Source organism: Pedobacter sp. MC2016-24, from assembly GCF_015223055.1.
Taxonomy (GTDB): domain Bacteria; phylum Bacteroidota; class Bacteroidia; order Sphingobacteriales; family Sphingobacteriaceae; genus Pedobacter.
This window is the reverse complement of the sequence record NZ_JADFBX010000021.1, coordinates 78,623-91,202: the sequence shown is the minus strand read 5'-3', so window position 1 is coordinate 91,202 and position 12,580 is coordinate 78,623. Positions and strand designations below refer to the sequence as shown.

The window sequence follows — 12,580 nt, the reverse complement described above, 5'->3', positions numbered from 1 at the left end:
AGAAGCCGTCTCTTAATTGGAGACAGCTTCTTTTAAAAAATGATTTGATTTAATATTATTTCACAGCACCTGGAGTGGTGTAAGCTAAAGTTTGAGGATCAAAATGAGCCCAACCTGCAGCCCAGTTTACAGAACCAAATGCACCTTTGTAAGCTACAGTTTCAAGTCCGGCTAATTTAGCATCGGTGAATAAAGCACCTGCTGCTGCTGCCGATCCTGCTTTTACAGTAAAATCAGGTGTACCAGCGTTTGCATTTCCGGAAGCTTTAAAGTCCAATCCGTACTTCAATGGATCAGTTAACAAATCAGCTACAGAAGATCCTGGTACAAATGAGTTATCAGCGGTTAAAGATGTTCTTACCGCTGCTTGTCTAGCTAATGCAGTCACATCAGTTGTAGGTGTAAACTTAATCTGATTGCCTTTTACATTACAGCCATAGATTAAATTATTTTTAATACCCATTGCACCACTAGCGAAATTCATCGTTGAGTTGTTACCTGTAGCAGGTCTCTCATCATCAATAAAAATACCTTCAGGATAATTCGTAAGAACAGAATTAAACAAACTCATTGAAGAGTTTCTACGAATCTGAGCTACGTGTTGAAAGTTGGCGTTGATGCCACTTGCAGAAGTAGCAGTTAATTGTGGTCCAACAATAGTAACGTTACTAAATATAGCGGAAGTTACAGGTGAAGCGTCTGAACCGGCTGAGTTATTATCTGACTCAAAACCATTAGATCCACTCACATCGGCTACTACTTGGGCACGTTGAGCCAATGCAAATTGAACCTTTCCTGAATAACCATTGTCTGTATCAAAATCGTCATCCCATGTACCAATTGCCAATAAGTGTTTTGCATTTACAGATCCGCCAAAGAATTCAAAAGCATCATCACCAGAACGATAAACTTGAATATAATCCAATTCAGTACCAGAACCAACGCCAGCTAAAGTTAAACCATTGATCTCAACATCTGGTAATAAAGGAATACCGGCAAACTCAATACGTACATATTTCAATTTACCTGAATTATCGGCATTATCAGTACCGCCGTAAAGCGCTTTATCACCTACAGAAGCAGGAATACCTTCTACAACGTTTGAAGTACCATTATTACATACACCTTTACCAAGTAAAATTACACCACCCCAATCACCAGGAGCACGTGCACCAGAAGCCTGAGAAGATGTGAATACAATTGGTTTCTCTACAGTACCTACAGCCATAATCTTCGCGCCACGAGAGATGATCAAACTCCCTTTACTCGCTTTATCTCCTTTAATAATCGTTCCTGGTTCGATAGTCAACGTTGTATTACCAGTAACAAAAATATTCCCTTTTAGTAAATAAATTTTATCGGCAGTCCAAGTTGTATTTGCTGCGATATCAGTAGATACTTCAACTACACCAGTTGTAGGGCCAGTAGGCTCTTCTACCTCAGTAGGATTTTTTGAGCAACCCGCCATAAAGACAAGAACACTCAAAGCACATGCTAGTAATTGTTTTTTCATTTTTTTCATATTAATTTATTCTTTACAAAGGTGTTAATAAGGGATTCACTTAACATTTCGAGAAGTTTAAATAATCATTAACATTAAGCCGAACCCCTTAATGTTTATTTAACTTAGAAAGTATAAGAGAAGGAAATGCTATAATTACTTCCTGGTTTATAACGACTGATTGTCTCGTCTCCAGAATTAGGACTATATTTTTTATTTAGGTCCTGGTCCCAATAAAACAAGATGTTATTATTTAGAATATCACCGGCATTAAATTTAACTTCTCCTTTGTTTTTCAAGACTTTACACCCAACTTGAAAATCGACAACATCTCTGGGAGCTTCCCAGATACTGCGGAATAATATACCACCGGCGCGATTAATTCTTCTTCCTATTTTATTATATAAAGCACTAAAAGAAAGTCTGTTTTCTAGAAATGAAGATTGTAAACCGGCATTGATCACATAGGGAGCCTGACCAACCATCTGTCTTTCCTTCTCTATATAATTTTGATCATCTTTATTCGTTACCACCGATTTTACCAACGTAACGTTTGAATATGCAATTGTATTTTTCAAAAAGTCGCTGCTTCCCAAGAAATCCAGTGATTTTCTGATTTCAAACTCTACACCATATACGTTTGCCTTTTGCGAATTGAAAAATGAAAGATTAGGCAGTGAATTGGTATCGTATATAGATGCCTCAATAGCGTTTGTAAATTTCTTATAAAATCCTGAAACTGATAAAATCTGTCCCGCCTGAGGATAAAATTCATATCGGATATCAAAATTATCAATGTCGGCAGTTTGTAAATATTGATTTCCCTGGTAAGAAGATGAAAACTCATAATCATAATACTGCGCTATCGCGATTTCTCTAAACTCAGGTCTCGCTAAGCTACGGAAATATGATGCTCTCAAATTACTTTTTTCAGTCAAACTATAAGTCAAATTCGCCGATGGCAGGATCTTAAATTCATCTCTAACAATGGGCTTTGTTGTTGGGTTTGCTGTTTTTACATCCAGGTTAAACTGCTCTCCACGAACCCCCCAAACAATTCTAAATTTCTCACCAATTTTATTATCCAACATTGCATAAGCCGCATTAACAAAGGCTGTTCCACTATAAGTATCATCTCCACTAGCAATATCACTAAGTTTATAGACATCCTGATTGATAATGTTTTTAGAAAACAAATATTGAATTGGCCTTTGAACAATTGCGTCATAGTTTTCAACTTTAGTTGGATCTATTGACAAAGTAATAAACCTGGAATTAAAATCTCTACTTCTATATTGCGAGTTCAACCCGGCTTTAAAAGTTGAAGATGTCTTAAAGATATTTAAGGGCATGCTATAATTCACACCACCAGAATAAACATCTTCATTTAGTTTAGCAAAAAGTCTCGCATTCTCTCTTCCACCACTTAAAACTGCGGCATTATATGGTGCGGACGCATCACTGGATACGTTCTTAGTGTAGCCCATTTTCCGCTGATCTGGCTGATCATTAATGATATTACTGTAAGCCGCAGACCAATTTATCTTTCCTTCTCCAATTTTATGCGTACCTTCTAAAGTAGACTTTAACAATGATTTTTCCATCAAATCAAATGCATAATACTGGTATAAAGTAGTTCCGGCATACCTGCCATTACGATACAAATATTGATCGTCAAACGTTTTGTTATAGATATTTTTAAAAGTAATCTTGCTACTTCCGTAGTTATAAGCAAAGTTTGCCAATGCACCCAGGTTTGTAGAAAATTTGTAAGAATTATCTGTGAATTTATTTGCATTATAGTCACGGAACAAATCTTCGTTTTTAGTTTGGGAATTGCGATAAGTCAGGGATAAAATTGCTCCTAACTTACTATTGGTCTTTTCAAAATCTTTAACACGGCCAATGGTAAATTGATAGTTCTGGGATGGCAATGCAGTATTATTATAAATATTCCAGTCTTGAGGCAATGATTTAACAGCCGCAAGGTTCTGGGCCGGTGTTAAATTCACAAGTTTGGCACGTGAAGGAAATGAACTACTTAAATAGCGGCTTCCATCATTAAAGCCAAAGAAATCAGAAGCTGCTCTTGGTCCGCTCTGGAAGTTTTTAAATGTGGAAACTGTATTATATCCCTCGCTGGCACTTATAGAAATAAAGTTCTGTTCCGGGATATCTTTGGTTTGAATCTGAACAGCACCACCGGTAAAATCACCAGGAAGATCAGGTGTTGCAGTTTTGCTGATGATCAGATTATCTACCAGATTGGAAGGTACAATATCAAATGAGAACGCTTTTCTATTGGGTTCTGTACTGGGTAATGAAGCCCCATCCAATAATGCAGTGTTGTACCTGTCAGCTAAACCACGTACAACAACGAATTTATTATCCTGGATAGTTGCTCCACTTACGCGTTTCAACACATCAGAAGTATTTCTATCGGGAGATCTTTTTATGGCCTCTGATGAAATACCATCAGAAATTACTGCGCTGTTCTTTTGCTGCGCATACAAAGCATTTACACTCTCCTTTTTAAAGGAGCCCTGGATCACTACTTCTTTTAATTTCTGTCCGGCTTCTTCCAGGATCACATCAAATATGGTATTCTTTCCGGCAGTAACATCAACTTCGCTGATTTCCTTTCCATTATATCCGATGTATTGGAACAACAGGGTGTATTTTCCATTAGCCAGTCCGGTCAATGAATACTTCCCGTCAACATCGGTAGACATGCCTTTGGTAGATCCTTTAATTTTAACAGATACACCAATTAGTGTTTCTCCAGTTTTCTTATCAGATACTTTACCAGAAATCTTTCCGGTTTGTGCAAATGTGATAACGCTAATAAACGCGAATAAAGTGGTTAATAACGCTTTTTTGAGGTGTAGTTGTGATTTCAAATTTTCCCTGATTTAATTTCAGGCAAAGCTATTACCACAGTGTTAGCTATACGTTAGCTGCAAATTACCATTCGTTTACCAGTATGTTAACAAACGGTTAAACAGCTTTCCGGTCAGTATTTTAGACCTACTTTTTTGCAAATAAAGTGCAATAACCAAATTGGACCGATTAACAAAAACTTAACATCATCTAAAAATGACGGCTTTTTACCTTCAACTTTATGCCCGATAAATTGCCCGATCCAGGAAGCTACAAATATGACAGTACAAACCAGCCATACTGCCGGTCCACCTGTGGCGTGCCAATACTCCAGCTGCACAATAAAATAGCTCATGAGACTAATCACCCACAACATCAGAAAAGACAATACAGGCGATAAAGTAAAATAATAGTATAAGGAAAACGCAATCAGAAAGGATGCCCAATTTAAAAAGCCATTGTACTTTCCTAAAAAATCAAGGTGGGGAAATGGAATGGCCCATACCAGGCCCAGCAAACTAAAAACAATTAATGGCACACAAATCCAGTGAATAAGTTTGTTGGTGTGGTTTTGGTGACTTTCTGCGTATTTGTCAAAAAGAACATCTACGTCACTTTTGTGATTTGTCAACGCACCCTTGTTTTGCTCCTTCTTCATGTCATTTTAGTTTTGCTGTAAAAATAAGGAAAGCGGTAGATTAATCTACCGCTTTCCTTATTTTTTTATTAGCTATTGGGAGATCCCGGCCTGCGCCGGGATGACGATCGTTAGTTTGCCCATACGAGCAAACCAATTAACGATGCTTATATTACTTAGCAAATGAAACCGAACGGGTTTCCCTGATTACGGTAACTTTAATCTGCCCTGGATAGGTCATCTCTGTCTGTATCCGGTTAGAAATATCAGCCGCAAGTAATTCAGCTTGCTGATCTGTTACCCTTTCACTTTCTACAACTACCCTCAGCTCTCTACCTGCCTGTATCGCAAAGGTTTTCTCCACACCTGGATAAGAAAGCGCCAGCTCTTCCAATTCTTTTAAGCGTTTGATATAACTTTCTACCACCTCGCGACGGGCACCTGGACGGGCACCAGAAATGGCGTCACAAGCCTGAACAATTGGAGAAATCATCGAAGTCATCTCAATTTCATCATGGTGGGCACCAATGGCATTACAAATTTCCGGATGCTCTTTATATTTCTCGGCCAATTGCATACCCAGGATGGCGTGTGGCAACTCCGGGTTATCATCAGGCACTTTACCTATATCATGCAATAATCCAGCACGTTTAGCCATTTTAGCATTTAAACCAAGCTCTGCAGCCATGGTTGCACAGAAATTGGCAACCTCACGTGAGTGATGTAATAAGTTTTGTCCGTAAGAAGAACGGTAACGCATACGTCCAACCATTCTGATCAATTCAGGGTGTAAGCCATGGATACCCAAATCGATTACCGTACGCTCACCAATCTCTACAATCTCATCTTCAATCTGTTTCTTGGTTTTGGCAACCACCTCTTCAATACGTGCCGGGTGAATCCTGCCATCTGTTACCAAACGGTGTAATGCCAAACGTGCAATCTCTCTCCTTACCGGATCAAAACCCGATAAAATGATGGCTTCAGGGGTATCATCCACAATGATTTCAATCCCTGTAGCTGCTTCCAGTGCACGGATGTTACGACCTTCACGACCGATCACACGTCCTTTAATTTCATCACTTTCGATATGGAAGATAGAAACTGTATTTTCAATGGCAGCCTCTACTGCAGTACGCTGAATGGTTTGGATCACCACTTTCTTAGCTTCTTTGGTAGCGGTCAGTTTAGCTTCATCTACGATATCCTTTACCTGGATCATGGCTTGAGTACGTGCCTCCTGCTTCATGCTTTCTACCAATTGGTTCTTCGCTTCATCAGCGCTTAAGCCTGCAATGGTTTCCAGTTGTTTTACATGCTGGTTCTTCAACAAGTCCACATCTTCCTGCTTTTTAACAGCCAGTTCAGTTTGTTTTTCCAGGTTTTTCCTGGTATTGTCCAATTCCTGTTCTTTACGTGAGGCATTTTCAATCTTCGAATTTAAAGACTGTTCTTTTTGTTTCAGGGAATTTTCACGTTGGTTGATTGCATTATTTTTAGCATTTACTTCCGTTTCATGCTCAGACTTCAATTGTAAAAATTTCTCTTTAGCTTCCAGCAATCTGTCTTTCTTTAAAATCTCAGCCTTACTTTCTGCATCTTTAAGCATTTTTTTAACCTTGGTCTGCGCCGCGATCTCCTGCGTTTTAAGCAAGCTCCGCAGCAGGTACCTGCCTATCAATACACCTATAACCAAGCCGGCCAGTACGTATCCTATTATTCCTAATATTTCCATTCTCTATTTGTATTTATGTTTAATCTGATATGATCCTTTGGTTTTGCAGTTCCTCCGGAACCGGTGATCATATCTGACTGTTTTGTTCTGTTTATATGGTCCTTTACGGTTAAATTATGTTCAATAAAAAAACCGCAACTAAATTTTATAAGCCCCAAGTTTTAAAAACCTCAACTAGTTATAATTAGGATTTAAGTCATTTTCAGGTACATAAATGTAGATGAAATACACCCTCTTAATCCTATAAATATTGAAGTGTTAAGTTTTAAAAATAGTGAAACTCAAAAATCTAGCTGCGGCTATATCTTTGTAATAATCTTAACTAATATAAAGAACGTACTTATTTAGCAAAAAATCCGTTTAATAAACTATCCAATTCCTCCACCTTCTCAGCTACTGCAGTATCCTGATTCTGAACTTTGTTTTCTACCCTCAGCACCGCTGTTGCATAATGCAATACTGCCATAGAAAGCAAATCCTGTTTATCCCTAACCGCATAATTTTCCTGATAGTCTTTTATGCGCTCATTGATAATCTTAGCTGCCCGCCTTACAATTTCTTCCTCTTCCGTATTTACCTTTAAAGGATAGATACGGTCGGAAATGGTTATTTTTATCGAGATTTCTCCCATTTTTAGCTTTGTTTCACTTTTTCAGGTATTACTTATTTCTTAAGTAATACAACACACTTATCTATTTCACGCACAAAATCGTTAATTTTTTGCTTTATATCAAGTGTCTTTTCACTTGTACCCTCAATACTCTTAGCCAATTTCAGTACCCTGAGCTTTTCTTCAAGGTCCATATTTTTCGCTTTAACTATTTCTAAGGTACGCTTTACAGTTTGATTTTCTTCCTTTAACAATTCACTTTCTTCTTGCAAAGCATTACAAAGCGCAATCAAACGACTGGTTTTTTGTAATACTAAATTTAACTGATCTGCAACAGAAGACATGAAATTACTTTTTTTATTTGTACTGAAACCTATTTTCTTATTTCTGCATTAGCAGATTGTGCTAAGTTAATAATAATCTTTTGCATAACTGCATCGATTTGCTTATCCGTTAGTGTCTGATCTTCATCCTGTAAGGTAAAATTAAGTGCGTAAGACTTCTTACCTTCAGGTAATTTATCACCAACATATACGTCAAATACCTGTATATTCTTAATCAGTTTCTTTTCTGTTTTAAACGCAATGGTTTTTAAGGCATCAAACGTTACAGCCGTATCCACAAGCATAGACAAATCTCGTCTTACTGCAGGATATTTAGAAACTTCTTTATTGACAATCTTATTTTTCCGCACCAGATCCAACAACAGTGCCCAGTCAAAGTCGGCATAAAATACATCCTTATCCACATCAGCCTGCTTCTTATCGGCCGCAGTTGCAGCGCCAAAGCTCACCATCGTTTTGTCACCTCTAAAGTATTTCAACCCATAAGCAAAATTCTCGTCCTGCAGTTCCTCAGTCTGGTAAGTACCTATTCCCAATCTGTTGATCACCGCGTCTACCGCTGCTTTCAAATGGTAAAAGCTTACTGAACCTCCTTTTTGGTTCCATTGTTCAGGTTGGTATGCACCGGATAATAAAATAAGCAAACGCGGACGCTCTACATATTTCTCATTAATCAGGTGATACGTTTTACCAAATTCATAAAACTTAATATCCGCAGTTTTGCGGTTTTGGTTATAAGCAACGCTTTCCAATGCCGGCATCAGCAGGCCCTGGCGCATCACGTTTAAATCTGAGCTTAAAGGATTCAGGATCTGAACAGCCTCATCCGGATTTTTAGCGTACGCGCCTTTTGTCAGTGAATTACACCAGATCTCTAAAAAGCCATTGGCCGTTAACATATCGGCAATCACATGCTGCGTCTGCTCCTTATTGGGCTTGGTACTGTAAGATAAAGAAGCATTGATTTTACTTGGGATTTCGATGTTGTTGTAACCATAAATCCGCAATACCTCTTCGGTAATGTCACATTCACGGGTTACGTCGACACGATATCTTGGTACTTCCAGGTCAAGACCATTTTCGGTCTCCGCCAGTACTTTAATATCCAGGGCAGTAATGATCGACTTAATCTCTGCATCCGGAATCTGCGCACCGATCAGCTTGTTGATGTTATTATAGCTCACTTCAACCTGGAATGGCGCAATTTTTTCAGGATAAATGTCTGAAACTTCAGCAGCTATTGTACCTCCTGCCAGTTCCTGGATCAATAAAGCAGCACGTTTAAGGGCTACAACAGTCATTTCGGGATCAGTACCTCTTTCAAATCTGAAAGAAGCATCTGTTTTCAAGCCATGTCGTTTAGCTGTCTTTCTAACCGATACCGAATTGAAGTAAGCACTTTCTAAAAAGATGTTACGGGTATTTTCACTCACACCAGAATCTTTACCACCAAATACACCGGCAATACACATTGGTTTTTCAGCGTTACAGATCATCAGATCTTCTGCTGAGAGTTTTCTTTCCACACCATCAAGTGTAACAAAAGGTGTTCCTTCTGCACATTTCTGTACAATAACCTTTCCACCTGTAATCTGATCTGCATCAAAAGCATGTAAAGGCACACCCAAATCATGCAATACATAATTGGTGATGTCAACGATATTGTTAATTGGCCTGATGCCAATAACTTTCAATTTATCCTGCAACCAGTCTGGCGAGGTTTTAACAGTTACTCCGCTAATGCTTACGCTGCTGTATCTCGGACAAGCGACGGCATCTTTTACTTCAACTTCAATTTTAAGGGATTCATTGTCTGTTTTAAAAGCAGCAATATCCGGCATCTCGATCTTGCTTTTGAAATAAGCAGCCAGATCACGGGCCACCCCTAAATGTGAAGCGGCATCAGCACGATTTGGTGTCAATCCAATTTCGAACAAATAATCGTCTTCTAATTTGAAATAGCTTTTTGCAGTCTGACCAATCTGAGTGTCTTCAGGCAAGACCATGATCCCATCATGAGATACGCCCAAACCGATCTCATCTTCTGCACAGATCATCCCCTCTGATGCTTCTCCCCTGATCTTTGATTTATTGATTTTAAACGGTTCTCCTTCGTTAGGATATACGGTAGTTCCAACTGTAGCTACCACTACTTTTTGTCCGGCAGCCACATTGGGCGCACCGCAAACAATTTGTAAGGGCGCTTCCGCACCAACGTCAACAGTGGTTACACGCAGCCTGTCGGCATTTGGATGCTGCACACAAGTCAATACCTGGCCAATTGTCAAACCTTCCAATCCACCGGCAACTGCCTGCACGGTATCCAGACTTTCTACTTCCAAACCAATATTGGTTAAGATCAACGAAAGTTCTTGTGGCGTTTGATCTGTTTGAATGAACTGTTTAAGCCAGTTATATGATATCTTCATGTTGCGTAGTCAAATAAAACGCAAAGATATTATTTAATGCTGAAAGCAGAAAGCCTGAAAAGGCAGATTAGTGCATACCACCCAAATTAGATAAGATCACAGCGCAGGCTCCGGCCCCGATTACCAATAATATAACACCTGTAATTAAGGTCCTTAATGCCATTTTTAGCGGCTTACCAGCTACAGCGTTGGCAATCAGCATAACGAACCCTACCACCAGGATCAGTCCAGTTGCGGCCCAATAGAGCAACATTAATTCCATTCTTCTCTAATTTATTTTAACCTGAATATAATCAATTGATTTTTAACTTTTCCCTTATGGCATTTATTTTATGGTCACGATAAAAAATATTCATCGTCTCAAATGGAATAATTTTCATTTGATCACTTACAATATGTACGCAGGACTTCTTCACTGCCCGCACATCAAAATCAAGTGGATCCATGAAATTCATAATGATAATCCGAAACAGGTTGTCGTAGCTTAAATGGTCAGACTTCACCCTGGGCAGGCAGCACATCAGTTCGCCAAAAGTCTCTTCAGCGCAATCTACAGAAACCCCGGTACTGAATAAATTCAACATATGTTCCTTTAACTTTTCATCATGTTCAAATACAATTGTATTTTTCGAATTGTTCAGTAAGTCATCCGGATTGATCAGATGGGTCATGGGCAATACCTGATCGTCCAGCTTTAAGGCATACGCCATGCAAAGGGCATCGGGGTTACAGGGCACAGGAATCAGATCTTCTGGCGTAAACACCGGATATTGTTCATAAATCTGCCGCCTGACCTCAGTCAGGGTTATACGCCCTGCCTGATCATTATAATTGTCATTACGACCCGCAACCTGTGTAGGCTGGAAAGTCACCCCACGCACACACTTCTGCTTGAGCGCATAGTCCAATATCGCCCCGATTTCATGGTCGTTTACTCCCTTTTGCAAGGTCACCACCAGGGTAGTAGAAACGTTGAATTGATTTAAATGGTCAATGGCTTTTTTCCTCACCTCAGTTAAATCCTCTCCCCTCAATTTGGTCAGCACCGCTGCATCAAAACTGTCAAACTGCAGGTAAATTTCAAAGTCAGGCATATAACCCGCCAGCTTTTCAACAAAAGCAATGTCCTTCGCAATGCGGATGCCATTGGTATTGACCATTAAATGTTTGATCGGCTTACTTTTAGCCAGGTCTAATATTTTGAAAAAATCAGGATGTACTGTTGGTTCACCACCCGAAATCTGAACCACATCTGGCTCACCTTCATTCGCAACCACTACGTTCAGCATCCGGTTGATCTCATCCAGTGTCCTGTGCCTGCCATAATGTGGCGAAGACATGGCATAACAAGTGGGGCAGCTTAAATTACAGCGATCAGTTACTTCTATTACCGTTAAACAGGAATGCTGTTCATGATCTGTACATAAGCCACAGTCGTACGGACAGCCATAATGCACTTTGGTATTAAACTTTAAAGGCATTTCCGACTGTTTGTTGAAGTTTCTGATCTGTTTATAATATTCTACATCATCGGCGATCATGACTTTACTGTCCCCATGTGTGCGGCAGTTTTTCAGCATCCAGACTTTAGCATCCTGAAAAACAATTTTCGCATCGCACAGCATCAGGCACTCGGGGCACAAACTCTTGGTATAGTCGTAATAAATATAATCTCTGGTTTTCATAATAGGTATGCTTTTACATTACGGGTGATGAATTTATAATAATACAGAAATATAAACAATGCAGACCAATGTATACTGCTTAAATTCAAAAACAGGGCTTGATAAGGTTTAATGAACTCAACCAAAAACCGGAATAAAAAGTACAACACCATGAATAATTTGAAGCGGTCGCCATTAATCAACGTCTTATCCCTGATGGCCAGGAATAAAACAAACAAAACCACCATATAGATCATCTCATACAAAGCCACAGGATGACGTTTCAAACCATCGCCAAGATCCATCCCCATAAAAAAATGGGTTTCTACACCATAAACAGGCTCATCAATCCCCATGGAGAAACAACCGATGCGACCGATAAAAAGCGCGATTATAATGGGGATCACATAAATATCGCCGGAAGCTATTTTTACCCCGATACATTTTTTGACAAGCTCTACACCAAAGAGCCCGCCCAATAATCCCCCTACAATGGTCTTACTTTGATACAAAACGGAAAAGCTGAGTTGGTTGAGATGCACTGGATCTTCTAAAATGGCAATTACCCTGGAGCCAATTAAAGCGCCAAGCATTGCCCCAAGCATAATCCATAAACGGTGCTCATCAGAAATGGGATCTGCGATCTTCTGCTTTAGAAAGTAATAAACCCTCACTCCTATGAAAAAAGACAACAGTTCAAAAATATAATGCCAGTGATACCATTCACCAAAAAGTTCGAAGCGGATCGGAAAAGTCATGACTGGCAATTTACAGTAATCC

Annotated in this window: 10 protein-coding genes; all 10 read right to left on the bottom strand. The window is 39.3% G+C overall.

Annotation, left to right across the window (positions count from 1 at the left end):
- Window positions 1–55: 55 nt before the first annotated feature.
- On the bottom strand, window positions 56–1,513 hold the full coding sequence (locus IM797_RS26675) for a hypothetical protein (RefSeq protein ID WP_194130274.1): 1,458 nt from the start codon (window positions 1,511–1,513) through the stop codon (window positions 56–58).
- 113 nt (window positions 1,514–1,626) lie between these two features.
- Window positions 1,627–4,401, bottom strand: coding sequence for a TonB-dependent receptor (locus IM797_RS26670; protein WP_194130273.1), 2,775 nt, complete (start codon window positions 4,399–4,401; stop codon window positions 1,627–1,629).
- Between the two features lie 113 nt (window positions 4,402–4,514).
- On the bottom strand, window positions 4,515–5,039 hold the full coding sequence (locus IM797_RS26665; RefSeq protein WP_194130272.1) for a DUF962 domain-containing protein: 525 nt from the start codon (window positions 5,037–5,039) through the stop codon (window positions 4,515–4,517).
- 151 nt (window positions 5,040–5,190) lie between these two features.
- Window positions 5,191–6,753, bottom strand: coding sequence for a ribonuclease Y (rny, locus tag IM797_RS26660; RefSeq protein ID WP_194130271.1), 1,563 nt, complete (start codon window positions 6,751–6,753; stop codon window positions 5,191–5,193).
- Between the two features lie 340 nt (window positions 6,754–7,093).
- Entirely contained in the window at window positions 7,094–7,384 is a 291-nt protein-coding gene (locus IM797_RS26655) for a cell division protein ZapA (protein ID WP_121269149.1), read from the bottom strand.
- A 32-nt stretch (window positions 7,385–7,416) separates the two neighbouring features.
- Window positions 7,417–7,707 carry a hypothetical protein gene (locus tag IM797_RS26650; RefSeq protein WP_194130270.1) on the bottom strand — a complete coding sequence of 97 codons (291 nt, stop codon included), beginning with the start codon at window positions 7,705–7,707 and terminating at the stop codon, window positions 7,417–7,419.
- Window positions 7,708–7,736: 29 nt separating this feature from the next.
- On the bottom strand, window positions 7,737–10,136 hold the full coding sequence (gene pheT, locus IM797_RS26645) for a phenylalanine--tRNA ligase subunit beta (RefSeq protein WP_194130269.1): 2,400 nt from the start codon (window positions 10,134–10,136) through the stop codon (window positions 7,737–7,739).
- 67 nt (window positions 10,137–10,203) lie between these two features.
- Window positions 10,204–10,398, bottom strand: a complete 195-nt coding sequence (locus IM797_RS26640; protein ID WP_194130268.1) for a hypothetical protein — start codon at window positions 10,396–10,398, stop codon at window positions 10,204–10,206.
- Between the two features lie 31 nt (window positions 10,399–10,429).
- Window positions 10,430–11,821 carry a radical SAM protein gene (locus IM797_RS26635; RefSeq protein WP_194130267.1) on the bottom strand — a complete coding sequence of 464 codons (1,392 nt, stop codon included), beginning with the start codon at window positions 11,819–11,821 and terminating at the stop codon, window positions 10,430–10,432.
- Complete coding sequence (locus IM797_RS26630; RefSeq protein WP_194130266.1) at window positions 11,818–12,558, bottom strand: prolipoprotein diacylglyceryl transferase; 741 nt, start codon at window positions 12,556–12,558, stop codon at window positions 11,818–11,820. The genes IM797_RS26635 and IM797_RS26630 overlap by 4 nt, the downstream gene beginning before the upstream one ends.
- Between the last annotated feature and the right edge of the window lie 22 nt (window positions 12,559–12,580).